The following is a 25,894-nucleotide window of genomic DNA, read 5'->3' on the forward strand; positions in this document are numbered from 1 at the left end:
AGCCGCGGGTTTCAGGCCGGTTTGCGCATTTTCTTGAAGTACGTCCAGCTCGTCTCGTTCGGGGCGGTGAACTCCTCCGGGGCGTGGGCGTACTCGGGATGGTTCTTCTCGACGTAGGCACGCACGCCGGACGGCAGGTCGTCGTAGGCGTCCAGCTTGGCTCCCCGGCAGTGGAAGACCAGACTGCCGGGGCGCTGCGCCATCTCCATCCACGGCAGCCAGGCCGAGAGCCGCATCCACGACACGTCGCACCGCACGCTGGCGATCGCCGGATCGAGCAGCTCCGCGCGTGGCGCGTAGAACTGGAAGAGCTCCACCGCGCGGTAGACGTCGTCGGCGGAGTTCTTCGGCCACTCGGCGACGGGCAGCGCCGAAGGGGCGCTGATGGGGATGTCGAGGTTGAACGCCACCGTCTCGCCCAGATCGGTGTACGGCGCGTGCCACGGGCCGTACGGCGACTGCAGCCGGAAGCGCTGGTTGACCGGGTCGTTCCAGACGTGCAGGACGTCCACGTCCTCGTCGGTGAACGGGTTGTGCCAGGTCTCGAGGATCTCGCGGGTCACCGGGTCGAGGTAGAAGGCCGCCTCCCGGGTGAGGAGGTCGTAACCGCCCTCCACCGCCACGGCGCGGGCCACGTTGAAGCCGACGAACCCGAACAGCCTGCGGGTGTCCGCGCCGGGCACCTGGCTGTAGACGTCGCCCGTCCACCAGATCGTGTACTCGCCGCCGTCGGTTCCGGCCCGGGTGCGCACCAGCGCCTCCAGGTTGCCGGCCGGGTCGTCGAGCTCCGCGATTCGGGGCGCTTCGGTCGTCATGCTGGTCTCCTTCACGGCGTTCGGACGGCTGATCGCAATCTGTTGACGTCGGTGACTCCGGCGAAATATTTCTGGAACAGCATTCCGCCAAGCGGAATGCGAGTCAAGGTGGTGTCCGATGCCGCCACAACGCCGCTCAGCCCATGAACGCCCCCGCCTGGACGGCGTTCCGCGTGATGCGGGAGCCTGGCGGCCGGAACGGCCGCCGCGCAAATACGTCCGGCTCAGGTCAGGGCGGCGATCACTCGGGCGCGATGGGCGGCGGGGGAGCCCCACGCCGAGCGGAGTGCGCGGGCCTTCCTGATCCACAGGCTCGGGTCGTACTCGTCGGTGTAGCCGATGGCCCCGTGCACCTGAAGGGCGATCTTCGCCACCGCGTACGCCGCCTCCGACGCCGCGACCTTCGCGGCGGACACGTCACGCGGGAAGTCGGGCGAGCCGTGGGCGAGGGCCGCGCCGTGCACCAGAGGGCGGGCGTACTCCAGGCCCACGAGCGCGTTCGCGAGGTGGTGCTTGATCGCCTGGAACTCGCCGATCGGCCGCCCGAACTGCCGCCGCGTCGTGGCGTACGCCACCGAGACGTCGAGCAGCGCGCGGCCCACCCCGACGAGCTGGGCGGCGCAGGCGAGCGCGCCCATGTCGTACGCCGCCTCCGCCGCGGCCCGCACCGCGGGCCCGGAGGCGAGAACGTCACCCCCGGTGACGGTGAACAGCCGCCGCGCGGGGTCGAGGGAGGACCGTGCCTCGCCCGGCACCCCCGCGCGCAGCTCGTCGCCGTCCACCAGCAGGACGATGTCGGCCGCGTCCGCGTCCAGCGCGTACGGCATGGCCGGGGGCAGCGCGAGCGAGGCGACCGTCCTTCCCTCGGCGACGCCCTCCGACCATTTGCCCTCCGACCATTCGCCGGCCGGCCCGATCAGCCGGTCGTCGGCGACCGCCCCCAGGCCGTCCAGTAGGTCCAGCCGGTCGAGCAGCGCGGCGACGGCGACGGTCTCGGCGTACGGCCCCGGCACGGCGTGCCGCCCCAGCTCGTGGAAGGCGGTGACCAGCTCGACCGGAAGCGGGCCGGCGCCGCCCGCGGACTCGGGCACGGCGACGGCGAGGACGCCCGCGTCGGCGAGCGAGCGCCACAGGGCCAAGCCCGGCTCGCGCGTCCCCGCCGCCCAGTCGCGGATCACGGCCGGCGTGCCGGCCTCGGCCAGGAGCTTGTGCAGTGTGTCGCCGAACAGCCGCTGCTCGGCGTCGAGCAGGAACTTCACGGCTGCCTCCCGAAAGTCGTCACCGCGCCGCCGTCGATGTCGCCGTCGGTGCCGCCCGCGCCGCCGTCGATGCCGCCGTCGATGTCACGGTCGCGTGCCACGGGTCACCGTCCCGCTCTGGGCAGGCCGAGCACGCGCTCGGCGATGACATTGCGCTGGATCTCGTTCGTCCCTGCGTAGATCGGGCCGGCGAGGGAGAAGACGTAGCCCTCCAGCCACTCGCCGTCGAGCTCACCGTCCGGTCCGAGCAGGTCGAGCGCGGTCTCGTGCAGCGCCACGTCGAGCTCCGACCAGAAGATCTTGTTGATGCTGGACTCGGCCCCGACGTCCTCGGTGCGCGAGATGGTCTCGAACCCCTTCAGCCGGTACGCACGGGACTTGATCCACGCGTCGGCCACCCGGTCGCGCAGCGCCGTGTCGGCGGGGTCGGCGCGCTCCTTCCAGAGATCGACCAGGCGGTCGGCGGCGGCCAGGAACCGGCCGGGACTGCGCAGCGTGAGCCCGCGCTCGTTGCCGGTGGTGCTCATCGCCACCCGCCAGCCCTCACCCGGCGCGCCGATCACGTCGCGGTCGGGCACGAAGACGTCGTCGAAGAACAGCTCGGCGAAGGCCGGCTTGCCGTCGATGCGGCCGATCGGGCGGCGGGTGACGCCCTTCGCGTCCAGGGGGAACATCAGGTACGTCAGGCCGCGGTGCCGCTGCGCCTCCGGGTCGGAGCGGAACGGGCCGAAGCCCCAGTCGGCGAAGGCCGCGCGGGAGCTCCACGTCTTCTGGCCGTTGAGCAGCCAGCCGCCGTCCACCCGGGTCGCGGTGGCGCGCAGGGAGGCCAGGTCGCTGCCCGCGCCCGGCTCCGACCACGCCTGGGCCCAGATCACCTCGCCCGAGGCCATCGACGGCAGTACCCGGTCGAGCTGCTCGGGCGTGCCGTGGTTGAACAGGGTCGGGGCGAGGAGGTTGATGCCGTTCTGGCTGACCCGGCCCGGAGCCCCGGCCGCGTAGTACTCCTCCTCGAAGATCAGCCACTCCAGCGGGCTCACGTCCCGCCCGCCGTACCGGGCCGGCCAGGACACGACGGACAGGCGCGCCTCGTGCAGCTCGCGCTCCCAGGCGCGGTGCGCGGCGAAGCCCTCCTCGACCTCCAGTGAGGGCAGGGGAGTGCCGGGGACGTGCGCGCGCAGCCAGTCCCGGACCTCGGCCCGGAACGGTTCGACGGACGACAGGTCAAGATCCATCAGCGGCGGCCTTCATGCTCTTGGGGTCCATCCCGGCCAGGGAGTCGGCCGAGGTCTCCGCGTTGTGCGCGTGGGCGAGGTGATGCAGGCCGAACACCGAGTCCATCCCGGCGTGCATGCCCTGGAGGTCCTCGGCCTGGTTCACGGCCTTCTTCGTCAGCGCGAGCCCGAGGCGCGGCATGGCGGCGATCCGCTCGGCCAGCGCGAAGGTCTCGGTCTCCAGCTCGTCGCGCGCGACAACGCGGTTGACCATGCCGACCTCGTATGCGCGCCGGGCGGGCATCCGGTCGCCGGTGTAGAGGAACTCCTTGGCGATCCGCGGCGGCATCACCCACGGGTGGGCGAAGTACTCCACGCCGGGGATGCCCATGCGCACCACCGGGTCGGCGAAGAACGCGTCGTCGGAGGCGACGATCAGGTCGCACACCCAGGCGAGCATGAGCCCGCCCGCGATGCAGGCGCCCTGCACCATCGCGATCGTCGGCTTGGGGATCTCGCGCCAGCGGCGGCACATGCCGAGGTACACCTCGGACTCGCGGGCGAAGCGGCTCTCGGCGCCCTCCTTGCCCACGTGGTCCCACCAGAGGCTCGCCCTGCGCTCGAACGTGACGTGCGCGTCCCGTCCCGGCGTGCCGATGTCGTGCCCGGCGGAGAAGTGCCCGCCCTCGCCGGCCAGCACGATCACCTTGACCTCGTCGTCGGCGACCGCCCGGTAGAAGGCCTCGTCCAGGGCGTAGGTCATCGCTGAGTTCTGCGCGTTGCGGTACTCCGGGCGGTTCATGGTGACCACCGCCACCGGCCCGCGCCGCTCGTAGCGCACTACGGTCATCGGGACCCCTCATTCTTTCTAACAATTGTTTGGTAGGGTAACCCATGTGAAGCTCAGTGAGGAGGGCCGGGGATGAAGCCGTCTTATGTTCCGGGCCACGGTCTGCTCCGTGACCGGGTGGCGGTGGTGACCGCGGCCGCCGGCACCGGCATCGGCGGCGCCTGCGCCCGCCGGATGCTGGAGGAGGGCGCCCGCGTGGTGATCAGCGACGCCCACGAGCGGCGGCTGTCGGAAAGCCTCGCCGCCCTGGAGAAGGAGTTCGATCCCGCCTCGGTGACCGCGGTGCCGTGCGACGTGACCTCGGAGGAGCAGGTGCGGAATCTGTTCGCGGTCGCGGAGGAGCGTTTCGGCCCGGCCGACGTGGTCGTCAACAACGCCGGCCTCGGCGGCACGGCGAAGCTCGTCGAGATGACCGACGAGCAGTGGAGCCGGGTGCTCGACGTGACGCTGACCGGCACCATGCGCTGCACCCGTGCCGCGCTGGCGCGGATGCAGCCGCGAGAGCGCGGCGTGATCGTGAACAACGCCTCCGTGATCGGCTGGCGGGCCCAGGAGGGCCAGGCGCACTACGCGGCGGCCAAGGCCGGCGTCATGGCGCTGACGCGGTGCGCCGCGATCGAGGCCGCGCCGTACGGGGTGCGCGTCAACGCGGTGGCGCCCTCCCTCGCCATGCACCCCCACCTGGCCAAGGTGACCACGGAGGAGCTGCTCGACGAGCTCACCAGGCGCGAGGCGTTCGGCCGGTACGCCGAGCCGTGGGAGGTCGCCAACGTGATGGTCTTCCTCGCGAGCGACTACTCCTCGTACATGACCGGAGAGGTCGTCTCCGTGTCCAGTCAGCATCCGTGACCGGCATCCCCGAGCAGCGCACCGAAAGGTCTCCCGTTCCATGAGTCCACGTCGCCGAGACTCCGAGAGCACCGCGGCCGCACGGGCCGAGCGGCGGGCCGAGCTGCTCGCCGCGGCGGCCGAGGTCTTCGCCTCGCGGGGATACGCGGTCACGACCGTCCGTGAGGTGGCCGACGCGGCGGGCATTCTCGGCGGCAGCCTCTACTACCACTTCGACTCCAAGGAGTCGATGGCGGACGAGATCCTGTCGGCTTTCCTCGCCGACATGTGGGCGGTCTACGAGGAGGTGCTCGGCTCCGGCCGCGGCGCCCGCGACACCTTCCGGGCGCTGATCGGCGCGTCGTTCCAGACGATCCACCGCCATCGCCCAGCAGTCGTGATTTATCAGAACGAATCAAAACACCTCGCGACAAATCCGCGTTTCTCGTACCTGCTGGACAGCCAGCGGCGGTTCAGGGAGGTGTGGTTGTCGGTGCTGGACCGGGGCGTCATGGACGGCGAGCTCCGCGCCGACCTCGACACCGGCCTCATCTACCGGTTCATCCGCGACACCGTCTGGGTGGCCGCGAGCTGGTACCGGAGCGACGGCCCGCTGTCCGCGGACGAGATCGCCAGGCAGTACCTCGCGATGGTCCTGGAAGGGATCCTTCAACCAAAGGAGTTCTGATGGCGGAGGCATACATCGTCGAATCGGTGCGCACTCCCGTGGGCAAGCGGGGCGGCGGCCTGTCCGGCGTGCACCCGGCCGATCTCGGCGCGCACGCGCTGAACGCGCTGATGGCCCGTTCCGGAGTGGACCCGTCGGCCGTGGAGGACGTGGTCTTCGGGTGCCTCGACACCGTCGGCCCGCAGGCCGGCGACATCGCGCGCACCTGCTGGCTGGCCGCCGGGCTGCCCGAGGAGGTGCCCGGCGTCACCGTCGACCGGCAGTGCGGCTCGTCCCAGCAGGCGCTGCACTTCGCCGCGCAGGCCGTCATGTCCGGCACCTCCGACCTCGTGGTCGCGGGCGGCGTGCAGAACATGTCGCAGATCCCCATCGCCTTCGCCTCGCGCGGCGCCGCCGACTCCCTCGGCTTCACCGAGGGCCCGTACGTCGGCTCGCACGGCTGGCAGGCCAGGTACGGCAGGCAGGACGTGTCGCAGTTCCGCGGCGCCGAGATGATCGCCCGTGACTGGGACATCTCCCGCGAGGACATGGAGCATTTCGCCTACCAGTCGCACCGGCGCGCGATCCGGGCCATCGACGAGGGCCGCTTCGCCAGGGAGATCGAGCCGATCGAGGGCGTCGAGCACGACGAGGGCCCGCGCCGCGACACCACGCTCGAGAAGATGGCCGGGCTGAAGACCCTGGAGGAGGGCGGGCGGCTCACCGCCGCGGTCGCCTCGCAGATCTCCGACGGCGCCGCCGCCCTCCTCATCGCCTCCGAGGAGGCGGTGCGGACGCACGGCCTGCGGCCCCGCGCCCGCATCCACCACCTCTCCGCGCGCGGCGAGGACCCCATCCGGATGCTGTCCGCGCCGATCCCCGCCACGGCGTACGCGCTGAAGAAGACCGGCATGCAGATCGGCGACATGGACCTGGTCGAGATCAACGAGGCGTTCGCCTCGGTCGTGCTGGCCTGGCTGAAGGAGACCGGCGCCGACCCCGAGCGGGTCAACGTCAACGGCGGCGCCATCGCCCTCGGCCACCCCCTCGGCGCCACCGGAGCCCGGCTGATGATCAGCCTGCTCCACGAGCTGGAGCGCACCGGTGGCCGCTACGGCCTGCAGACCATGTGCGAGGGCGGCGGCCAGGCGAACGTCACGATCATCGAACGCCTCTGATCAGCGTTTTCCGGCCGCCGCACCCCGCCGCCGCACCCCGCCGCTCGCCCCGGCGTACGGGGACTACCGGGCCTGCGGCGGCCGGTAGAGGTACCACCGCTGGCCGTCCACCGTGATGAGGGGCACGCGGTGCCAGATCGAGAGGAACGCGGCCGGCGTGTCCTTCCTGTTGCTCAGGACGCCGACCCACTCGCCGCGGGTGAGCGCGGCGTCGATCTGCCGGGGAAGCTCGTACCCGCCGTAGTTCGTGGTGATCCCGACCATGCCGCAGCCGCTCAGGTAGCCGACCTGGATGGCCGCGTGGCCGTAAAGGAAGCACGGCCGGGTGATGCCGTGACCGCGCAACGCCTCGGCGGCGAGGCGGTCGGGCTCCCGGGCGGCGCCCTCGATCTCGGCCCGCTCGAGCAGTGTGCCTCCCTGGAGCGCGAAGAACGCGACCATCGCGACGGCGACCAGAACGCGCCCCACGCGCGCCCGCGCCACCGACGCCAGGCCGCAGGCCACGGGCAGGGCGAGCAGGGCGTAGGCCGGCAGCAGGAACCGCGGCGCGGCGTACCCGATCGTGAAGATGTACGACAGCGCGAGCGCGGCTCCGGAGGCGGTGGCGATGAGCAGCGGCCGCCGCCGCGCCGGCTTGCGGACGGCCCACAGGCCGACAGCGGCGAGGACCGGGATGGCGGCGAACCAGGCGACGTGCGCGAGCGGGATGTCACCGCACGGGTGGCCGAAGCGGCACAGGATGGGCCCGTCCAGGGCCCGCAGGTGCTCGCCCAGGCTGAAGTGGAGCCCGGCCTCGTTCTTCGCGCCCGCCGCGGACAGCCGCGCGAACGGGCCGCCGTACTTCAGCGCCGCCTCGGCGAACCACTCGCCCCAGCCGACGACCAGCCCCGCGACGACTGCGACGACCGCGCGGAAGCGCCTGGTCACCAGCCCGTACCCCACGAGGGGGAGCGCCAGCCAGGACGCGTCCGTGGGGCGGACCAGCGACGCGATGGCGAAGGCGACGACGATCCCCACGAGGGACCACTTCCGCTTGTACAGGCTGAACAGGCCCGCGCCGGCCACCGCGCAGAAGGCGACCCAGATGTTCGGCATCGCCTCGCTGCCGTAGAACAGCGACGTCCATAGCCCCGCGAACAGGGCGGCGGCCGCGGGAACGGCGGCGCCCGGGCGCAACCGCACCCAGGGGTAGTAGGCGAGGAACAGCCCGAGGCCCGACAGCAGGCTGAGATAGACGCGGATGACGATGACCGACGAGGTGAACAAGGTCACCGGCGCGACCAGCAGGGGGACGCCCCGGGCGCGCGGCGCGCTGAACCAGGCCGGGGGGAGGCCAGGGGTGACCTGGCTAACGTAGATGCTCTCGTCCCACCCCAGCCCGACCCGGGCCGTCACCAGGAGCTGGACCGCCGAGTAGCAGGCGGCCACCACGGCGAGCGCCAGGTACCAGCGGCGCGAGGCCATCCAGCGCTTGACGCCCTTCTTGGAGGACAGCTCCGGCGCTCGCAGGGAGGCGCCACCCCGTGTGGCGGTCTCCGTAAGCTGATTCATCGTATTTCTCCCCGTCACAACCGGCACAGGTGTCACACCTGGCTCGGCGGAATCATCTGCGCCAGATTAGTTAGCGCATATTCAGCAGTCGTCGAGCATCAAGTAAAGGCAGGTTTAACTCCGCTCCGGCTGGTTACGAACGGCATTTTTCGGGCATCCCGCCGCGCTCACTCATCCCGCGCTCTCGAAATCGCCTTTTCGGCGTGCTCGCGTTGCCGCCTATTTGCGCAATGGCGGTGAGGCTCTGGGGAAAGGATGTGAATCCGGATATGTCGCAGGGCGTGCGAGGGTGTGCCCATACGGGTATCCACACGCCGAATCCCGGAATTCCCATCCCGCTCGCATTCCCGAACGGCTCCTCAGCTGTACGAAACGAGTCGTCAGCGGAACGAGCAGTCGGGACGAGCCGCGGAAACGCGGCCGGGAACGAGCAGCGGGGAACGAGCAGCCGGAACGAACAGCCAGAACGGTGGTCCGGAGTGAGCGGTTTCGAACCGAGGAACCTACTGAGCTCCTGCCTGCTTCTGCTCCTCGGTGAGCGCCCCGACCACGGCTACGAACTGGTCCAGCGGCTACGCCCCCTCGGCATCACCGACGGTGACACCAGCACCGTCTATCGCACGCTGCGCTCGCTGGAGCACCACGGTTGCCTGTGCTCCGACTGGGCGCCCTCCGGCGCCGGCCCGGCGCGGCGCATCTACCGGATCACCGCCAAGGGGCGGGCGGAGCTGCTGAGCTGGCTGGGCACGCTGGAGGAGACGCGCAGGAGGCTCGACTACTACATGCGCCGGCTGGCGCCGCTCATCGAGAACCGCCGCCCGGCCGCCGAGGGCGCGGCCCGCGAGCCCGACGAGGACAGGTCCTGCTGAAGCGCGTGCCCCGGGCGCGCTACATGCGCCTCATCCTGAGGTAGCGGCGGATGTCCGGCCACATCATGACGAGCAGCGCCGCCGCGGCGCAGGCCAGGACCACGGCGGTCACCTTGAGCTTCTTCATCGCCGCATACTCCGTTCCTCCGGGTGCTCTCCCGGATGTCCGTCACGAACCAGCAGAACCAGGCCCGCCGCACTCCGCGATCAGATCTGCGACCAACGAGACGACGAAGCGCGCGGCGTCGCCGACCACCGCCCGCACCGGGGCGCTGAGCTCGACCAGCACGTCCTCGTCGGGCGTACCCCGCAGCACCGTCGCCGGTTCGCAGCACAGGATGAGGACGCGCGGAGGAATCCGGCCGAGCTCCCGGGCGAGGCGCAGGACCTGCACCGGGTCCATGCCGTGCGTCTCCACCGGCACGCCCCGCTCGTCGGCGAGACGTGGTTCGAGAAGGGTGAGCGTCCCCGGGCGCTCACCGCGCTGCGCGGCGTCCACGAACAGCACGGCGGCGTAGTCCCGTTGCAGCGCGTAGGCCAGATCCATCCCGCGGATCCCGAAGTCGACGACGTCCACGCCCGGGGGCAGCTCGGGCACCTCGGGCGGCCGGGCCTGCTCCAGGCGGCGGACGACCTCGACGCCGAAGCCGTCGTCGCCGAGGAAGATGTTGCCGATCCCGGCGACGAGGACGCGGACCGGCCGCTCGGCGCCGGAGTCGGCGGCGAGCGGTTCGACCTCGTCGGCCGTGTAGAAGAAGCGGTGGCCGGGCAGCCGCGCCTCCCCGAGGTCGCGGCCGGGATCGTCCTCCAGGGTGACCGCGAGATGCGGCGTGCCCTCGTCGTCCTGCTCGACCGCCTCCACGACGGCGATCCGCCCGTCGAGCGCGAGGTCGAAGATGTCCGCGCGGGACGGCTGGGACCCCTGTCGTGACCCCAGCCGCGGCCGGAGCCGGACCCGGCTGCCGGGGCCGACGGGCACGCCGTCCACGACCACCGTGTCCGGCCCCCGCCCTTCCATGCGCGTCCAGAAGTTCATGTTCACGTCCCCGGCCCTTCCCCGACCATCGGCCGTGACGGTCGGTTCGGGCGGGTCGGCCGGGTGGGCCGTACGTCCCGCAGGGTGCCGTTCAGCCGCATGAGCTGCTCCGGCGTGAGCGAGGCGCAGCGGTCGAGGATCTCCCGCGCCCGGGGGTCACCCTCGCGGATCTCCCGCCGCTCCTCGTCGGTCAGCGACAGGACGCTCAGGGTCAGCAGTTGGTCGATCTCCGTGGCGTCGAACAGGTCGCCGGGGCTCTCGGGTGCGATCTCGGGGTGGTCGTACAGGATGATCGGCGCGGACAGCATCGTGTCCCGCGTGCCCTCCGGTCCCACGAGGACGGGCCAGACGCCGATGTTCCGGCAGCCCTCGGCGAACGACCGGAGCTCGGCCGGGGGATCCATGAGCGACACGAAGCCGCCGTCGCCGTTGGCGCGCAGCACCGTGTGGCAGGACAGGAGCGTCCGCTTCAGCGCCTCCTCGCGGGAGTCTCCCTCCCAGCCGCTCGTGTTGACGACCAGGACGGTCAGCCGGAAGAGCCCGGGAGCCGACCGCTCGGCGCGGATCTCCACCTCGCCGCGTACCTTCCGCCAGCTGCGGACGATCGCGCCGACCCGGCGTCCGGACGGGTCCGACAGCCACTCGACCTCGCGGCCCGCGGGGAAGTCCACCGGCACCCGATGGGGGCGGTCCGCGAGCGAGCCGAGGCGGAGGCCGCACACCGGCACCTCGCGCTCGGTCGCCTCCTCGCGGGCGACGTGCCGCAGTTCGCCGGCCATCAGCTCCGGCACCGGCTCCAGCCGCAGTCCGTGCCCGTCGTCGCGCGGCCGTGCCGGGTCGTGCGCGACCGCGTGCAGGAAACGCACCTCGACGTCCACGGTGTCCTCGGGCGCCGCCTCGACGAGGCACTGCGTCTGGGCGTACCACGCGTCGCCGCCCTCCGCGCAGTACGCCCGGGGGTGGATGCCGCCGATTGTCCACCGCTGTCGGTTCTTGAGCGCCGACTGCCGGTAGGGCCACAGCAGGTAGCCCTCGTACAGCACGGCCTGGGCGATCAGTCGCACCGCGTCCACGGCCCGCTCACCGCCCTTCGAGCAGGGCCGACATCACGTCGTCCCAGCCGGTGAGCGTGTTGCGCACCCTGTAGGCGTAGAGCCGGTCGAAGACCGCGCGGTCGAGGCGCATCCAGGCGCTGCCGGGAAAGTAGTGGTCCATGAGGTCCTTCCAGACGTGTACCGGCATGGTGAACTCGGCCTCGGTGTCCCACGGGATCCGGGCCGCCCGCAGTGACCCGCCGTCGAGGTAGAAGATCGTGCCGCTGAAGAGGAACTCCAGCGGGACCTCCCCGTCCGGCAGGGCGTGGAAGTACTTGGCCGCGACCACCTCGAAGTCGTACGTGCAGGTCACCGGGATCTCGGTCAGGCAGACGCCGTCGCGGAACGCCGGGACCTGGGTCGCGGCGTGCGTCCACAGCAGACTCCGCAGCGCGCGGCCCCAGTCCTCCGGTCCGCCGAACAGTTCGGCGAGGCGGTCGCGCGCCACGGCGTCGTAGGAACGGCGCGCCGCCGCGATGCGGAGCTGCGTATGCAGGGCGACGGAGCGGATCTCGGCGGGGCCCGTGCTGTCGAGCCGCACCTGGAACCGCAGTGTGGGGACGGCGGCGAACTCCGCCGCCTCCACGCCCTCGACCGATATCCGCACCGCGGGCGGGCAGGCCGTCGTCGTCATCGGATGCTCCCCTCCACCTCAGGCCGGGGAGAGGTTCGGCATGCGCGGGTCGATCGGGTCGTGCGCGCGCGGGTTGATGCCGGTGGACCTGGCCGCCGTCGAGCGCCCGTCAGGGAGGTGGCCCCGCTGGTGGGCGTAGTTCCCCGCCGCGTTGCCTTCCTTGATCCCCTTGAGGTGCGCGGTCGCGTCCGGGCGGATCATGGGCCGGCCGGTCCTGATCGGCTCGGCCGCCTTCCCCTTCTTGACCGGGGTCCTCGTGGCGGTCCCGCCGCCGGCCCCGCTGTTCGACCTGGTCCTCGACCCGGTGCTCGACTTCGTCCTCGACTTGGTCATTGCTTGGCTCCCTCCGGTCGGTTCCCGTCGTGCGTGCCGCCGCCGGCGTCCACGGTCCTGGACCGTCCGCGCAGGGCGGTGAAGAAGCCGCCGATCTCGCGCCAGACGTCCGGCCCGCCGGCCAGCCCCTTCCAGCGCGTACGGATCAGGCCCACCAGGGCATAGCAGTCGTCGATCGGCACGATCCAGTGATCGCGCGCATCCCCCGTACGGTTGACCAGCAGGGCCTCCACGTCGGGGGCCAGCCCGCCGAGCACCGGGTTGGCCGCCTCCAGCCGGGCCCAGGTCGGCCGGGCCAGCGGGGACTCGACGGGTCCTCCCAGGCTGGGATAGTGGAGCACCGCTCGCCGCGCCGACGAGTCGTGGAAGAAGAACGCCATCTGAACGGGAATGTGCAGGCCGTCCCACGCCGCGTCGTCCAGGGCGAAGCCGCGGAGGTACCAGCGCCGGTCGGGGACGGCGCGGTACCGCTGCCCGCCTCTCTCGGCCCGGTCGAACAGCGTCGCGCAGGGCCGGCAGGCGCAGCGGATTTCGCGGCTGGACAGGTCGATCAGGTGCCGGTGGTCGTCGGCGACCGGCACGCCGCACAGATCGCACCGCCCCGAGACGCTCCGCTCTGGGACATCCCGCCCGGGGACACTCCGCCCTGAGAGGTCCCCCTCCGAGACGTTCCCCTCCGAGGCGTCCCGCCGCGGCTCCGCCGGGGACCGGGCGTCCTGCGGCCGGACGAGATACCTGCGCAGGGCGTTCATCGTGATCCGTCGCTCCATGACGCCCGCCTCACGACGTCCGGGTGCCGGAACGGCCCCGCAGGAGGCTGTCCACGGGGATCACGGCCGCCGGCGGGGCGGCCTCCTCGACCTCGACCCGCGCGATCTCCGGCGCGGCGTCGCGGATCGCCTCCTCCAGCGCGGCGCGCAGGGCCGGAGCGGAGGAGCGGCAGCCGCCGCGCCCGCGCAGGCGGACCCGGACCACTCCTCCCTCGGTCCCTCGCTCGCCACCGCCTTCGCCGCAGCCTTCGACACCGACCAGGTCGGCGGTGGCCCCGCCGAGGCGCGGGCCGGTCCGCTCCAGCGCCGCGCGCACGCGGGTCTCCACGTCCTCCGGGTGCAGGCCGTGCAGCAGGAGCAGGTGCCCGACCAGCTCGTCCGCCGCCAGCGTGCTCCCCAGCGCCGCGCCACCCGCGGCCGTGGCCGCGGACATGATCCGGGCGAGGCCCTCGCCGTACAGCTCGAGGAGCTGCTGGAGGAGCTCCGTGACGGTGGCGCGGGCGTCCGGGTCGGTCATCGACTCGATCCGCTCCAGCAGGGCCTCCACGCGGTGCGCGTGGTCGGCGGCCTCCTCGTCGTTCAGCGAAATGTGCGGTGACATCGGTCCCACCTCAGCCCGACACGCTCGTGCCCAGGGTGGGGGAGTGGACCTTCTTGAGCACCTTGCCTTCGCCGAGGTACATGTGCACGCCGCAGGGCAGGCACGGGTCGAAGCTGCGCACCGTGCGCATGATGTCGATGCCCTTGAAGTTCTCCGGGCCGTTCTCCTCGAAGATGTGCATGCCCTGCACCGCGTCCTCGTACGGCCCGGGCGTCCCGTAGATGTCCCGGGGGCTCGCGTTCCACGGCGTGGGCGGGTACGGATGGTAGTTCGCGATCTTCCCGTCGCGGATCACCATGTGGTGCGAGAGGACGCCGCGGACCGCCTCGTGGAAGCCGCAACCGATCCCGTCCTCGGGGACGTCGAAGTCGGTGAAGACCTTGGTGCGTCCCGCCCTGACCTCGCCCAGCGCCTGCTCGACGAAGTGGACCGCCATCGCCGCCGCGTACGCGATGAAGTAGGCGCGGGCGCGGTCCCGCTCGATGGTGTTGGACCACTGGGGGATCTTCCACTCGAACTGCATCTCGGGTAGCTGCGCGCTCTTCGGGAGGTTGATCTGCACGCTGTGGCCGGTCGCCTTCACGGTGCCCGTGTCCACGAGGCCGGCCAGCGCGGTGGTCCAGAGCCGGGCGATCGGGCCGCCGCCCGTGTCGAGCGCGAGGTATTCGCCGCTGCGGGAGTCGTACCAGCGGGGGCTCATGACCCAGCTGTAGTTGCCGTTCTCCAGGTCGCGCTTCTGCGGCCGGGGCAGCGTCGTCTGGTTCCACGGGTGCCGCTGGTCGACCGGGTTGCCGAGCGGGTCGTGGGTGACGAACGTCTCCTCGCCCTCCCAGTCGTCGTAGTACGAGCTGCCCAGCAGGATGCGGATGCCGAGATTGATGTCCACCAGGTTCGTCGTCAGCAGTTGGCCGTCCAGGACGATCCCGGGGGTCACGTACATCGCCCGGCCCCAGTCGTTCATCGTGCGGTAGTCGTAGTCGACCACGTCGGGGTTCTGGAAGGTGCCCCAGCAGCCGAGCATGACGCGCCGCCGGCCGACCTCCTCGTAGCCGGGCAGCGCCTCGTAGAAGAAGTCGAAGACGTCGTCGTTCATCGGGACGGCCTTCTTGATGAAGTCCAGTGCCCGCAGCAGCCGCACCAGGTAGTCGGTGAACAGCTGCGGCGTCGCGACCGTCCCCACGCCCCCGGGATAGAGGGTGGACGGGTGCACGTGCCGCCCCTCCATCAGGCAGAACATCTCGCGGGTGAGCCGGCTCATCTGCAGCGCCTCGCGGTAGGCCGCCCCGGTGAACGGGTTGAAGGCGCGCATGATGTCGGCGATCGTGCGGTAGCCGTGGATGTGGCCGCGCGGCGCCTCGGTCGTCTCCGCCCTGCGCAGCAGTCCGGGGTTCGTCTCCTTGACCATCTGCTCACAGAAGTCGACGAACACCAGGTTGTCCTGGAAGAGCGTGTGGTCGAACATGTACTCGGCGGCCTCGCCGAGGTTGATGATCATCTCGCCCAGTGGCGGGGTCTTGATGCCGTACGCCATGTTCTGCGCGTAGACCGAACAGGTGGCGTGATTGTCGCCGCAGATGCCGCAGATCCGGCTGGTGATGAAGTGTGAGTCGCGCGGGTCCTTCCCGCGCATGAACACGCTGTAGCCCCGGAACAGCGACGATGTGCTCTTGCACTCCACGACTTCCTTGTTGCTGAAGTCGATCTTCGTGTAGATGCCGAGGTTGCCGATGATCCTGGTGATCGGGTCCCAGGACATCTCGACCAGCGTCCGCTGTTCCTCCGGCGCCTTCTCCGATCGGATTGCCACCGTGTCGTTCCCCTCTACTACCGTTGCGGCCAGCGCGGGGCGTACCCGCTCGTGAGCTTGGGACGGTTGTGGCGCCAGCGGGGCTCCTCGTTCACCGTCGTGTTCGTGATCCCGCGCAGCCTGCGGATCATCCGCCCGTACACGCTGGACATCGCCGAGGACACCTTCCCGCCGGGCGGCTCGTCCATGAACGGCATGAACTTGTCCGGGAAGCCGGGCATGGTGCAGGCGATGCAGATGCCGCCCACGTTGGGGCAGCCGCCGATGCCGTCCATCCAGCCGCGCTTGGTGACGTTGCAGTTGACCACCGGACCCCAGCAGCCGATCCGTACCTGGCACTTCGGCGAGTTGTAGTCCTTGGCGAAGTCGCCCTGCTCGTAGTACCCGGCCCGGTCGCATCCCTCGTGGACCGTCTTGCCGAACAGCCACGTCGGCCGGAGCCGCTCGTCGAGCGGGATCATCGGCGCCAGGCCGGCGGCCTGGTAGAGCAGCCAGGTCAGGGTCTCCATGAAGTTGTCCGGCTGCACCGGGCAGCCGGGCACGTTCACGATGGGCAGCCCGCCCGCCGAGCGGAAGTCCGCGCCGAGGTAGTCGGCGAGTCCCATGCACCCCGTCGGGTTGCCGGCCATCGCGTGGATGCCGCCGTACGCGGCGCAGGTGCCGGCCGCGACGACCGCCCACGCCTTCGGCGCGAGCCGGTCGATCCACTCGTTGACGGTGATGGGGTCGCCCGTCACCGGGTCGTTGCCCATCGACGTCCAGTAGCCCTCACCGTTGATCTTCTCGTTGGGGATCGAGCCCTCCATGACGAAGATGAACGGGCCCAGCTCTCCGCGCGCGGCGCGGTGGAAGGCCGCCATGAACTCGTCGCCCACCTGCGGGGACAGCACCTTGTTGTGCAGGTGCACCTTCGGCAGGCCGGGGACGAGACCGAGCACGACGTCCTCGATGCTCGGCAGGGTCGCGGCGGTCACCGAGACCGTGTCCCCGTCACAGCTCATTCCCTCCGAGGTCCACAGGATGTGCACCTCGTCCAGGGCAGCGGTAACCGCTGGTGCGCTCATGGCCTACCCCCCTCTTGGCCACAGCGGGCGTCACGCCGTGTGCATCAACGTCTATCAACCTCCGGCGGCCTTGGTAAGTGCGTCCCGCATCTAGTGTGTACGCGCTGACCTGCGGTTATTTGATGCGCGATGGCGCTCTTCATACCGGTGGCGGGGTTTGCGCCGAATCGGCTGGACGATGATGATATGTCAGAATGTCATGACAAATCGTGGCATTGCTGGACGCCGGCGTCGAGCTGGCGATCGTCAAGCGCGGATCGGCCGGCGTGCTGGGCATGACCAGGAGGGAGACCGTGGAGGTGCCGCCGGTCCCGGTGGACGTCGTCAACCGCGGCGAGCCTGCTGGAGATATCGGGAGGTACGTCATCATGAGACTCACCACGGCCCAGGCGCTGGTCTGCTTCCTGTCCCGGCAGTGGAGCGAGCGGGACGGCGTGGAGCGGCGGCTGATCGAGGGATGCTTCGGCATCTTCGGCCACGGCAACGTCGCGGGAGTCGGCCAGGCGCTCGCCGAGCAGGGAGCCGGCACCCGGTCAGCGCTGCCGTACTATCCGGCGCGCAACGAGCAGGCCATGGTGCACACCGCCGTCGGGTACGCGCGGGCGGCGAACCGGCTGTCGACCTTCGCCTGCACCACCTCGATCGGCCCCGGGGCGACCAACATGGTCACCGGGGCGGCGCTGGCCACGATCAACCGGATCCCGGTGCTGCTGCTCCCCGGCGACGTCTTCGCCACCCGGGCCGCCGGCCCGGTGCTCCAGGAGCTGGAGGACCCGCGCTGCTACGACGTGACGGTCAACGACACGCTGCGCCCGGTCTCCCGCTTCTTCGACCGGATCAACCGGCCCGAGCAGCTCCCGTCCGCGCTGCTCGCCGCGATGCGGGTGCTGATCGACCCGGCCGAGACCGGCGCGGTCACGCTCGCGCTGCCGCAGGACGTGCAGGCCGAGGCGTACGACTGGCCGGACGAGCTGTTCCGCGAGCGGGTCTGGCACGTTCCGCGCCCGGTGCCGGAACCCGCCGCCCTGGCCCGGGCCGTACGCGCGATCGAGTCCGCGGAGCGGCCGCTGATCGTGGCGGGGGGCGGCGTCAGGTACAGCGAGGCGTGGGAGGAGCTGCGGTGCTTCGCCGAAAGGCACGGCATCCCGGTCGGTGAGACCCAGGCGGGCAAGGGCGCGCTTCCGCACGACCACCCGCTGGCGGTCGGCGCCATCGGCCACACTGGCACGGAGGCCGCCGACACGCTGGCCCGCGAGGCCGACCTGGTGATCGGCGTCGGCACCCGCTACAGCGACTTCACCACCGCCTCCCGGACGCTGTTCGGCGGCGCCCGGTTCCTCAACGTCAACGTCACCGCGTTCGACGCGGCCAAGAACGCGGGCGAGATGCTCGTCGCCGACGCCAGAGAGGCGCTGCTCGCCCTCGACGCGGCGGTCGGCAGGACGGTCGGCGCGGCCGCCTGGCGGGCCGATCCCGAGTGGAGCGCGCGGGCGGCCCGCCTGGCGGACGGCTGGCGGGCCGAGATCGGCCGGGCCGTCGGCGGGGACGAGCTCACCCAGCCCGTGCTCCTCGGCATCGTCAACGACGTGGTGAACGACCTGCCCGAGGGCGGCGTGGTCGTCAACGCCGCCGGCTCGATGCCCGGCGACCTGCACAAGCTGTGGCGGGCGGCCGACCCGGAGCAGTACCACGTCGAGTACGGCTACTCCTGCATGGGCTACGAGATCGCCGGAGGGCTGGGCGTGAAGCTGGCCCGGCCCGAGCGCGAGGTGGTCGTTCTGGTGGGTGACGGGTCGTACCTCATGATGGCCCAGGAGATCGCCACCGCCGTGCAGGAGGGCGTCAAGCTCGTCGTCGTCCTGGTCGACAACCACGGGTTCGCTTCCATCGGCGACCTGTCGGAGTCGGTGGGCGCGCGGCGGCTCGGCACGGCCCACCGCCTGCGCGGGAAGTCGGGCGAGCTGGACGGCGATCGGCTCCCCGTGGATCTGGCCGCGAACGCGGCCAGCCTCGGCGCGGACGTGCTGACGGCCAGGGACTCGGAGGGCCTGCGGGCCGCGCTCGCCCATGCGGTCGCGGCCAGGACCACGACGGTCGTATACGTCGAGCCCGTTCCGGGCGAGGGCCCGGGCGCGCAGGCCTGGTGGGACGTCCCGGTCGCCGAGGTGTCGACCCTCCCCGAGGCGCGGGCGGCGCGGGAACGCTACGACGAGCACAAGCGCGATCAGCGGCTCTACCTCTGACGGCGTGACCGCCCGCGTTCGCCGCGGGCCGTCACCGACGACCCCGGCGACCTGGACATGATCGCGACGGCCGGGCCGGGGGCCGCGGTCGGGAACGGGCATCCGGACGTCCGGCGACGATCGGCGTCGCGGTGGGCGCCTGCGTGGACGGCACAGTGGGCGCGTTCGACATGTGCGGTGCTGTGGTGGTGCGGGGCGATGGGAGTCGCTTCGCCGTGCGGTGGTGTCATACGGTGCCGATGGTGTCGCTTTGAGCGATGTGTCCAATGGTGACCGATTCGGCATGATGTGTATGGCTTTGCTGGGTTAATTCCCTAACCTGCGTCGAGCGGTGGAGATCTACCGGGTATTGCGTGATCAAGCGCATTTCTCCCACTTCACTCTCGGGGGTGCCTGGTGCCCAGTAGGTCCATCTATGTCGTGCAGGATGAGAAGTTCAAGGGAAGTTCCCCTCAGTGGTGGTACGAGCAGTTCTGGGTCGAGGCGCGGCCCGCGCGGATACGACGGCGCCGCTGGATCGCCGGCGTCGGCGCCGTGGCCGGGCTCCTGCTGTCGATGCGGTTTGCGCTCTCCCCGGTCCTGATGGCCCTGCTCGGCGCCGCCGTCGCCGCCGGAGGCGACCTGCTATTCGTCTGGTGGGATCACGAGTCGACCGCCGTGTGGAGGGGCAAACGCCGCGGCGAGGTCCGCGCCGGCAAGCTCCTCCGGCGCGGCCTGCGCCGGCGCGGTTACAACGTGCTGGACGGCCGCGCCGTACCGGGCGAGGCCTCGATCGACCACCTCGTGATCGGGCCGGGCGGCGTGTGGATCGTGGACAACGAGGCATGGGGCCCCGACGTCTACATCGCCCGGTACGGCGACAAGCTCTTCTTCGACGAGAAGTTCGGCAGTTCGGTGGCCAAGGGCCTGACCGACGCGGCGGCCACCATGTCGACGCTGCTGACCCGCGAGTCCGGCGTCGACGTGACCGTCCGGCCGATCCTCGCGGTGCACGGCGGCAGGCTGTTCACGCCGGACGGGCCGCGCGGGGTGGTCGTCGCCGAGGGGCTCATCCTCGCCTACCCCCGTGTGGTGCCCCGGGTCGTCCTCGCGGGCGGTGACGCGAGCTTCGACGAGAAGGAGGTCGAGCTGCTCACCCGCACCGCCGCCAGGATCTTGCGCCGCGTGTTCTGACGCCGCTCCGTGGTTCTGCAACGGTTCTACGGCGGTCCTACGGCGGTCCTACGGCGGTCCTACGGCGCCGACGCGTCCGGCTCGTCACCCGTTGCGGCGAGCCGGTCGAACAGCTCGATCGCGGCCCGCCGTACTTCGTCGGGCGTGATTCCGTCGAGCGCGACGCGGGCCTGGTCGATATCGCGCGCGGTGGCGCAACTGATCGCGACCGACGCGGCCGCCGCCTGGTGCAGGGACCCGGGCGGCGCGTTGTCCGCCATCTCCCTGGCGCTCGTGGCGACGTCGAGGTTGTCTCTGGGATTCACGGTTCTCCTCATGAAGGCTGGGCGCGTCAGGCCATTGTCAGGCACATGCGGGCCGCCAGAGGTCCGTGCGGCCGAAGTGTCGCGGGTTCGGTGCGTGCGGCCCGGGCGCGGGCACGGCACGCCCGGGACGAGGCGGCGGGTGGTGTCCCGCGCGCCCCGAAGCACCTGATTGACCTGCGGCGACTCCGCTCCGATGATGCCTACCCAGGAGCCGCGCTCCCACGCGCGGCACGCCGGCGGCCCCAGCGCACGCTGGCGGCCCCAGCGCACGCCGGCCCCGGGCCGCCCGGTCAGCGGGGGAGATCAGGGGAGATCAGGGGAGATCGCGTGGTGAGGAACGCCGGCCGCCTCCGCCGCCGGCGGTGACCGTACGGCGGTGAGGGGAGGCGGGAGGACCTCAGTCGTCGTCCCTGCCGTCGTCGTCGCCGGCATGACGGTGGTGGCCGTCCTCGTGGCCGTCCTTGCGCTCGGTCTTGTGGCTGGCCTTGTCGTCGTCCTCGCGGCCGGCCCTGTCGTCGGTCTTGTGGCCGGTTCCGTCGTGCAGGACGGAGCCCTTGACCGCGTCGACGGTGATCTCCCGCTCGGCGCCCTTGGCGGTCCGCACCTCGATGTCCCAGACCTGGCGGCCGTGCTCGTCCTCCAGCTCGGTGGCGGTGACCCAGCCGCCGGGTACCACGGCCAGGGCCGCCCGTACGGCCTGCTCGTTTGAGACGGCGGGAGCCTTCGGCGCGGACGGAGAGGCGGTGGGCGGCTTACCCGCCGCGAAGGCCGCGGTTCCCCCGGCGGCGATGGCGGCCGCCGTGGCGAGTCCTGCGACGATCGTAAGCTTGCGCATTCTGACCTCCGGTGCGAATCGGTGTCCGTGCTGACACCAGAAGACTGCCGGGAGTCGTCATAGCGGTGCGCTTCGGGAGCCCTAACGGCACGTTAATCCGTACGGGTCCGGCGGAACCCCCCGCCCGAGCCCGGTGCGCCGAGCCGGGCGCGGGCAGCGGCCGGGGCCGGTGACGAAACACTCCCTAATCGGGGCATGGCGAGCATCCGAACGAAAAGTCCCGTTAGCGGGTGGCCACAGCTAGCTATTTGATCTTCCTCTCGTCCTGCTTGCCGGGCCTGCCCTACCTTCGGCGTCTATGCCGGTTGAGTTCTTGAGTGATGGTGAGGCGGCCGCGTACGGCCGCTGATCGCCGAGCGACGTGGGGCACACGCCCGCCTCGGCGTAGCCCTCCAGCTAACGACAGCCCGGTACGTCGGTCGCTTTCTGACCGACCCGCTGGACGTGCCCGACGAAGTGCTGGCGCGCCGATGGTGAAGGCGGGCACGCCCGCGCTGGAACGCGGACGGTTATCGCACGTGGTGCAGAACTACCTGTCGGCGGAGACCTACACTCTGGCCAATGGTCCGCTCATCGACGAGCAGGGCAAAATCGGTTTCGCCCAGGCGCTCGGCGGCGGGTTGGTCGCGGCGATCGACGGGATGCGGTTCGTGGTCCCGGTGCCCTCGATCTACACACGCCCGAACAAAAAATTCTTCGATCGCTCGCGCGGTGTCACGTGGCTCAACATGATCAACGACCGGCCGACGTTGTACCCCGATGAACGCTATGGCAGGTGTGTCGCTCTAGCGGCGGATAGGGCGTAGGTGAGGCCGGTAAGCCGTTCGGACATCTGCCAAAGGCGAGCGGCTGTGGCGGTGTCGCGGATGGCGCGCTCGCGAGTTCGACGAGTGGGCTCGCCACCCAGTTGCAGTACACCGTTGGGAACGATGTAGCTGCCGCCGGGCAGGTCCGGCACGGTCGCTGCGTACAGGGAGGTCTTTGCCCCTTCCGGGGTGGGACGGAAGGCCACGCGCACCATCAGGCGCGTGAGGGTCGCATGCAGCCGTCCCCTGCTGCTGTTGGCGCCGCCGGTGAGCACGTTCGTGCGGGTGAGTCCAGGTGCGACGGCCATGCTGCGGAGCTTCTGCCCGGCGGCGTCGGCTCGGCGCTGCAGTTCCATCGCGAAGTAGAGGTTGGCCCGCTTGGACTGCACGTAGGCGAACGCCGTGCGGTAGCGGCGTTCGGCGTTGAGGTTCTCCAGGTCGAAGCGGGCGAAGCGCTGACCTTCGCTGCTGACGGTGACCACCCGTGGATCGGGCGCGGCGAGCAGGTGCGGCAGGAGCAGGCCGGTCAGGGCGAAGGTGCCCAGGTGGTTGATGCCGAACTGCGATTCGAACCCGTCGGCGGTCCGGGCGTAGGGCACCATCGCCACTCCGGCGTTGTTGACCAGCAGATCAAGCCGGCCGCGGTCCCAGCCGGCGGCGAACTCCCGGATGGAGGCCTGACTGCCCAGGTCCAGACGCCGCAGTTCCAGGTGAGCGCCGGACAGCTCATCCTGCATGCGGGCGAGGGCGGCCTGGCCGCGTCTGGGGTCACGGCAGGCCAGCACGACGTGCGCGCCATGGCGGGCCAGCTCGCGGGCGGTGACGTAGCCGATGCCGCTGTTGGCTCCGGTCACTACCGCGACCCGTCCGGTCTGGTCGGGGATGGCGTGGAAGGTCCAGGGGCGAGAGTTACGCATGATGTGCCACCTCAAGGGGACGAATGTATCGCAACTCCGAGTTGCGATACATTCATCTTGTCACCCGCCCTGCGGATATCGCAACTTGGAGTTGCAATGCAGTCTGATCAACCCTCTGCCCGGCCGATCGGCCGCGGCGCCAAAGTACGCGCCGCCGTCCACGCCGCCACGCTCGCCGAACTCGTGGACAAGGGCTATGCCGCGTTGAGCGTCGAGAACGTCGCACAACGCGCCGGGGTCCACAAGACGACGGTCTACCGGCGCTGGGAGGATCGCGAGAGCCTGCTCACCGATGCCCTAGCTGAGCACATGGCGATGGACATTCCTGTTCCCGACACCGGAGCAATCGAGACCGACCTGCGAGCGCTGGCACGCTCGATCGTCCAGACGTTCACCAGCCCGACCGGGCAGGCCATCCTCGCCGCAATGTTCACCGGAGCAGGTCATCTCCCGGAGATCGCCGCAGCACGGCGCCAGGTGTTCGACGACCGCCTCGCCAGAGCCGAACCCGTAGTCGCACGCGCCATCCAGCGCGGTGAACTTCCCGGAGACACCGATCCCGCCGAGCTGTTGAAGACCTTGGTCGCGCCGATCTACCTGCGCCTGCTCATTACCGCCGATCCAGTCGACGAGACGACCGCCGACCAGGCGGTGCACGTCGCCCTGACCGCCGCGCGCGGCGGCGCCCTGCGAACAGATCGCGGCCGCTAGGTCAGGAGCCGTCGCGCCTCTCGATGGACAGGTAGCGATGGAGCGAAGTCTTGGGGATACCGGTCTTGGCGGCGATCTGCGCCAGCGAGTCGCCTTCGGCCTTGAGCAGGCGGGCGTAGTCGATCTTCTCGGCGGGGTGCGCGACGGGGCGCCCCACGTGCTTGCCCTTGGCCTCGGCCACACTGCGGGCGTGCGCGGCGCGCTCGGCGGTGAAGATGCGCTCCATCTCGGCGAACAAAGCCAGCAGGAGGAAGAGCTCGTCAGCCCCCTAATCCGGGGGAGGCCCGAGTTCCACGGTGACCCGGGCGCCCCCGGTCGGCCCGGTCGCCGCGTCGAGGGAGCCGCCCGACCGCTCGGCGGCCCGCCGGGCGATGTCCAGCCCGAGGCCGGTGGACGAGCCTCCACTCACGCCGCGCCGCGCCGGATCGTCCCCGCCGAACCCCGGCCCGTCGTCGGCGACCACGAGCACCGCTCCGCCACCCTGGCGGCGGTCGAGTCGTACGGCGAAGGCGGTGCCCTCGGGCGTGTGCGCGAACACGTTCTCCAGGAGGGCGTCCACGCCGGTGGCCAGGGCCTCGCCGGTGAGCCCGACGGGGAGCGGCGGGCCGGCCAGGTCCCGGGTGACCCGGCGATCCTGGTCCCGGGCGAGCATCGACCAGTAGTCCAGTCGTTCGGAGACGACGAGCGCCGCGTCGCACTCGCCGGAGGCGTCCTGTCGGGAGCGCCGTGCCTCCTTGATCACCTGAGTGACCATCCGCTCCATTGACTCCACCGCGGCGGCCACCCGCGCGGCCTGCTCGCTCTCCGGCAGCGCGTCGGCCTCCAGCCGCAACGCGGTCAGCGGCGTGCGCAGGCGATGGGACAGGTCGGCCACCGCCTCGCGCTCCTGGGCGAGCAGCACGCGGATGCGTCCGGCGAGGTGGTTGAGCGCGATCGCGACCTCGCGCACCTCCGGCGGCCCCTCGACCGGCACGCGTGCGGACAGCTCGCCGGCGGCGAGCCGGTGCGAGACCCCGGCCAGCCCCGAGATGACGCGTACCTGCGAACGGGCCAGCCGGTCGGCGACCACCAGACTGATCAGAAGCAGCCCCAGGCCGAGCAATCCGAGGATCGTCCGGGCCCGGGCCACGCCACGGGTCAGGTCGACGTCGGACACGAACGTGCGGATGACGGCCGTGCGCGCCGAGGTCCCCTGGATGGCGACGAGGATCTCCCGGCCTCCAGGGGCCTGCGCGGTCAGGCTGCGTCCGGTGAAGGCGAGCCGTACCGCGTCCGACTCGGCCGCCGGCGCGCCCAGGACGCGGCCCGAGGGCAGGAAGACCGTGAGCGGGAAGCCGCCCCCGCTGTTGGCCTGCTCCACCGCCAGCTCCAGCCCGGCCTGACCGCCCGCCGAGACCACGGGCACCAGCGACTGGGCGCGCACGAGCGCGTCGGCGGTCGCCCGGTCCGCGGCGAGCACGCCGGCCAGGAACGCCAGCGGCGCGAGGAAGGCGACCAGCGCCAGGGAGATCGTGGAGGCCACCAGGACGAGCAGGCGCCGCCTCATGCGCCGGGATCCACCAACTTGACGCCCACACCTCTGACGGCGCGGATGTAGCGGGGCTCCTGCGCGGACTCGCCGAGCTTGTTCCGCAGCCACGACAGGTGGACGTCCACGGTCTTGTCCGCTCCGCCGTACGGCACCTGCCAGACCTGGGTGAGCAGCTCGCGCTTGCTGACTACCTGGCCGGGACGCGTGGCCAGGTAGCAGAGCAGGTCGAACTCCTTGGGGCGCAGATCCAGCGGCCTGCCGCGCATCGTCACCTCGCGGCCGCGCGGATCGATGCGCAGCTCGCCCACGGTCAGCGGCCGCATGCCGTCGTCCTCGCCGCTGTGTAGGCGGCGCAGCACGGCGCGGATCCGCGCGTCGAGCTGTACGGCGCCGAACGGCTTGACGAGGTAGTCGTCGGCGCCGGCATCGAGCACGCGGGCGATCTCCAGCTCGTCGTCGCGCGCGGTGGCGACGATCAGTGGCACCGAGCTCACCGCGCGGAGCATACGGATGATCTCGTAGCCGTCCACGTCGGGCAGGCCGAGGTCGAGGACGACGAGGTCGGGACGGTTCTCCACAGCCATCCGCAGGCCGGCCATCCCCGTGGAGGCGGAGGTCATCGCGTGGCCGCGCTCGGTGAGGGTTCGCATCAGGGCGGACCGGACGGCCGGATCGTCCTCCACCAGCAGCAGTTGCGCCACGGTGACCACGCTAACCGGGACGCGGCGGTGTATCTGCCCCTTTCCTCCTCGCGTTGAGGCGGAGTTAGGGAACCGTTAGCGTCGCGGTTTGTATCAAAGGGTTGC

Annotated in this window: 29 protein-coding genes; 9 read left to right on the plus strand and 20 right to left on the minus strand. The window is 71.1% G+C overall.

Going from position 1 to position 25,894, the window contains the following annotated elements; all coding sequences use genetic code 11:
- Positions 1-11: 11 nt before the first annotated feature.
- The 4 genes from QSK17_RS16400 to QSK17_RS16415 all read right to left on the minus strand — a co-directional run bounded on the left by QSK17_RS16400 (position 12) and on the right by QSK17_RS16415 (position 4,135).
- A complete protein-coding gene (locus QSK17_RS16400) occupies positions 12-815 on the minus strand; it encodes a DUF1838 family protein (protein WP_285705630.1) in 804 nt (267 codons plus the stop codon).
- Between the two features lie 224 nt (positions 816-1,039).
- On the minus strand, positions 1,040-2,074 hold the full coding sequence (locus QSK17_RS16405; RefSeq protein WP_285705632.1) for an acyl-CoA dehydrogenase family protein: 1,035 nt from the start codon (positions 2,072-2,074) through the stop codon (positions 1,040-1,042).
- A gap of 104 nt (positions 2,075-2,178) precedes the next feature.
- Positions 2,179-3,306 (minus strand): acyl-CoA dehydrogenase family protein, encoded by a 1,128-nt coding sequence (locus QSK17_RS16410; RefSeq protein ID WP_285705634.1) that lies wholly within the window; start codon positions 3,304-3,306, stop codon positions 2,179-2,181.
- Entirely contained in the window at positions 3,296-4,135 is an 840-nt protein-coding gene (locus QSK17_RS16415; protein ID WP_285705635.1) for an enoyl-CoA hydratase, read from the minus strand. Before QSK17_RS16415 ends, QSK17_RS16410 begins: the two co-directional genes overlap by 11 nt.
- 72 nt (positions 4,136-4,207) lie before the next feature.
- On the opposite strand from QSK17_RS16415, the gene QSK17_RS16420 reads away from it, so the two are divergent.
- Genes QSK17_RS16420 through QSK17_RS16430 form a run of 3 tightly spaced genes read left to right on the plus strand, consistent with a single transcriptional unit; the run spans position 4,208 to position 6,808 of the window.
- Positions 4,208-4,984 carry an SDR family oxidoreductase gene (locus QSK17_RS16420; protein WP_285705636.1) on the plus strand — a complete coding sequence of 259 codons (777 nt, stop codon included), beginning with the start codon at positions 4,208-4,210 and terminating at the stop codon, positions 4,982-4,984.
- Positions 4,985-5,024: 40 nt separating this feature from the next.
- The gene (locus QSK17_RS16425; RefSeq protein WP_285705637.1) at positions 5,025-5,651 is read left to right on the plus strand and encodes a TetR/AcrR family transcriptional regulator; all 627 of its coding nucleotides are present in this window, start codon (positions 5,025-5,027) and stop codon (positions 5,649-5,651) included.
- Positions 5,651-6,808, plus strand: a complete 1,158-nt coding sequence (locus QSK17_RS16430) for an acetyl-CoA C-acetyltransferase (protein ID WP_285705638.1) — start codon at positions 5,651-5,653, stop codon at positions 6,806-6,808. Before QSK17_RS16425 ends, QSK17_RS16430 begins: the two co-directional genes overlap by 1 nt.
- Before the next feature lie 63 nt (positions 6,809-6,871).
- On the opposite strand, the gene QSK17_RS16435 is transcribed toward QSK17_RS16430, so the two are convergent.
- A complete protein-coding gene (locus QSK17_RS16435; RefSeq protein ID WP_285705639.1) occupies positions 6,872-8,359 on the minus strand; it encodes a hypothetical protein in 1,488 nt (495 codons plus the stop codon).
- A gap of 479 nt (positions 8,360-8,838) precedes the next feature.
- Between QSK17_RS16435 and QSK17_RS16440 the strand changes: the two genes are divergently transcribed.
- Positions 8,839-9,228, plus strand: coding sequence for a PadR family transcriptional regulator (locus QSK17_RS16440; RefSeq protein ID WP_285705640.1), 390 nt, complete (start codon positions 8,839-8,841; stop codon positions 9,226-9,228).
- Between the two features lie 19 nt (positions 9,229-9,247).
- On the opposite strand, the gene QSK17_RS36420 is transcribed toward QSK17_RS16440, so the two are convergent.
- The 9 genes from QSK17_RS36420 to QSK17_RS16480 are packed head-to-tail and all read right to left on the minus strand — an operon-like array spanning position 9,248 to position 16,567.
- Positions 9,248-9,355 carry a DUF6893 family small protein gene (locus QSK17_RS36420; protein WP_502889225.1) on the minus strand — a complete coding sequence of 36 codons (108 nt, stop codon included), beginning with the start codon at positions 9,353-9,355 and terminating at the stop codon, positions 9,248-9,250.
- A 42-nt stretch (positions 9,356-9,397) separates the two neighbouring features.
- The gene (locus tag QSK17_RS16445) at positions 9,398-10,264 is read right to left on the minus strand and encodes a hydrogenase maturation protease (protein WP_285705641.1); all 867 of its coding nucleotides are present in this window, start codon (positions 10,262-10,264) and stop codon (positions 9,398-9,400) included.
- A 2-nt stretch (positions 10,265-10,266) separates the two neighbouring features.
- On the minus strand, positions 10,267-11,337 hold the full coding sequence (locus QSK17_RS16450; protein ID WP_285705642.1) for a hypothetical protein: 1,071 nt from the start codon (positions 11,335-11,337) through the stop codon (positions 10,267-10,269).
- A gap of 7 nt (positions 11,338-11,344) precedes the next feature.
- Positions 11,345-11,992 carry a DUF6084 family protein gene (locus QSK17_RS16455; protein ID WP_285705643.1) on the minus strand — a complete coding sequence of 216 codons (648 nt, stop codon included), beginning with the start codon at positions 11,990-11,992 and terminating at the stop codon, positions 11,345-11,347.
- Between the two features lie 18 nt (positions 11,993-12,010).
- Positions 12,011-12,325: a hypothetical protein gene (locus QSK17_RS16460; protein ID WP_285705644.1), complete on the minus strand. Its 315-nt coding sequence runs from the start codon at positions 12,323-12,325 to the stop codon at positions 12,011-12,013.
- Positions 12,322-13,095 carry a DUF5947 family protein gene (locus QSK17_RS16465; RefSeq protein ID WP_285705646.1) on the minus strand — a complete coding sequence of 258 codons (774 nt, stop codon included), beginning with the start codon at positions 13,093-13,095 and terminating at the stop codon, positions 12,322-12,324. Before QSK17_RS16465 ends, QSK17_RS16460 begins: the two co-directional genes overlap by 4 nt.
- 10 nt (positions 13,096-13,105) lie before the next feature.
- Positions 13,106-13,696: a NifU-related iron-sulfur-binding protein gene (locus tag QSK17_RS16470; protein ID WP_285705647.1), complete on the minus strand. Its 591-nt coding sequence runs from the start codon at positions 13,694-13,696 to the stop codon at positions 13,106-13,108.
- 10 nt (positions 13,697-13,706) lie between these two features.
- Entirely contained in the window at positions 13,707-15,503 is a 1,797-nt protein-coding gene (locus tag QSK17_RS16475; protein WP_285705648.1) for a nickel-dependent hydrogenase large subunit, read from the minus strand.
- Between the two features lie 17 nt (positions 15,504-15,520).
- The gene (locus tag QSK17_RS16480; protein WP_285705650.1) at positions 15,521-16,567 is read right to left on the minus strand and encodes an NADH-quinone oxidoreductase subunit B family protein; all 1,047 of its coding nucleotides are present in this window, start codon (positions 16,565-16,567) and stop codon (positions 15,521-15,523) included.
- 368 nt (positions 16,568-16,935) lie between these two features.
- Between QSK17_RS16480 and iolD the strand changes: the two genes are divergently transcribed.
- Together iolD and QSK17_RS16490 are read left to right on the plus strand one after the other, a co-directional pair.
- Positions 16,936-18,810: a 3D-(3,5/4)-trihydroxycyclohexane-1,2-dione acylhydrolase (decyclizing) gene (iolD, locus tag QSK17_RS16485; protein WP_285705701.1), complete on the plus strand. Its 1,875-nt coding sequence runs from the start codon at positions 16,936-16,938 to the stop codon at positions 18,808-18,810.
- A 396-nt stretch (positions 18,811-19,206) separates the two neighbouring features.
- Entirely contained in the window at positions 19,207-19,983 is a 777-nt protein-coding gene (locus QSK17_RS16490; RefSeq protein ID WP_285705651.1) for an NERD domain-containing protein, read from the plus strand.
- 59 nt (positions 19,984-20,042) lie between these two features.
- Here the strand turns inward: QSK17_RS16490 and QSK17_RS16495 are convergent, their stop codons facing one another.
- Both QSK17_RS16495 and QSK17_RS16500 read right to left on the minus strand, forming a co-directional pair.
- On the minus strand, positions 20,043-20,288 hold the full coding sequence (locus QSK17_RS16495) for a hypothetical protein (RefSeq protein WP_285705652.1): 246 nt from the start codon (positions 20,286-20,288) through the stop codon (positions 20,043-20,045).
- Between the two features lie 397 nt (positions 20,289-20,685).
- Positions 20,686-21,123, minus strand: coding sequence for a PepSY domain-containing protein (locus QSK17_RS16500; RefSeq protein ID WP_285705653.1), 438 nt, complete (start codon positions 21,121-21,123; stop codon positions 20,686-20,688).
- Positions 21,124-21,471: 348 nt separating this feature from the next.
- Here QSK17_RS16500 and QSK17_RS36160 point away from each other — a divergent pair, with 348 nt between their 5' ends.
- The gene (locus QSK17_RS36160) at positions 21,472-21,600 is read left to right on the plus strand and encodes a DUF4158 domain-containing protein (RefSeq protein ID WP_352231807.1); all 129 of its coding nucleotides are present in this window, start codon (positions 21,472-21,474) and stop codon (positions 21,598-21,600) included.
- A complete protein-coding gene (locus QSK17_RS16505; protein WP_285705655.1) occupies positions 21,594-21,929 on the plus strand; it encodes a Tn3 family transposase in 336 nt (111 codons plus the stop codon). Before QSK17_RS36160 ends, QSK17_RS16505 begins: the two co-directional genes overlap by 7 nt.
- Here QSK17_RS16505 and QSK17_RS16510 read toward each other — a convergent pair.
- Positions 21,890-22,846 (minus strand): oxidoreductase, encoded by a 957-nt coding sequence (locus QSK17_RS16510; protein WP_285705656.1) that lies wholly within the window; start codon positions 22,844-22,846, stop codon positions 21,890-21,892. The genes QSK17_RS16505 and QSK17_RS16510 overlap by 40 nt on opposite strands.
- A 57-nt stretch (positions 22,847-22,903) precedes the next feature.
- Here QSK17_RS16510 and QSK17_RS16515 point away from each other — a divergent pair, with 57 nt between their 5' ends.
- The gene (locus QSK17_RS16515) at positions 22,904-23,557 is read left to right on the plus strand and encodes a TetR/AcrR family transcriptional regulator (RefSeq protein ID WP_285705657.1); all 654 of its coding nucleotides are present in this window, start codon (positions 22,904-22,906) and stop codon (positions 23,555-23,557) included.
- 1 nt (position 23,558) lies between these two features.
- Here QSK17_RS16515 and QSK17_RS16520 read toward each other — a convergent pair whose 3' ends face one another.
- Genes QSK17_RS16520 through QSK17_RS16530 form a run of 3 tightly spaced genes read right to left on the minus strand, consistent with a single transcriptional unit; the run spans position 23,559 to position 25,789 of the window.
- Complete coding sequence (locus QSK17_RS16520) at positions 23,559-23,783, minus strand: helix-turn-helix domain-containing protein (protein ID WP_285705658.1); 225 nt, start codon at positions 23,781-23,783, stop codon at positions 23,559-23,561.
- Positions 23,784-23,825: 42 nt separating this feature from the next.
- The gene (locus QSK17_RS16525) at positions 23,826-25,103 is read right to left on the minus strand and encodes a sensor histidine kinase (RefSeq protein ID WP_285705660.1); all 1,278 of its coding nucleotides are present in this window, start codon (positions 25,101-25,103) and stop codon (positions 23,826-23,828) included.
- Positions 25,100-25,789 (minus strand): response regulator transcription factor, encoded by a 690-nt coding sequence (locus tag QSK17_RS16530; RefSeq protein ID WP_285705661.1) that lies wholly within the window; start codon positions 25,787-25,789, stop codon positions 25,100-25,102. The genes QSK17_RS16525 and QSK17_RS16530 overlap by 4 nt, the downstream gene beginning before the upstream one ends.
- Between the last annotated feature and the right edge of the window lie 105 nt (positions 25,790-25,894).

Origin of the sequence: Microtetraspora sp. NBRC 16547 (genome assembly GCF_030268965.1) — a bacterium.
In the GTDB taxonomy this organism is placed as follows: domain Bacteria; phylum Actinomycetota; class Actinomycetes; order Streptosporangiales; family Streptosporangiaceae; genus Microtetraspora.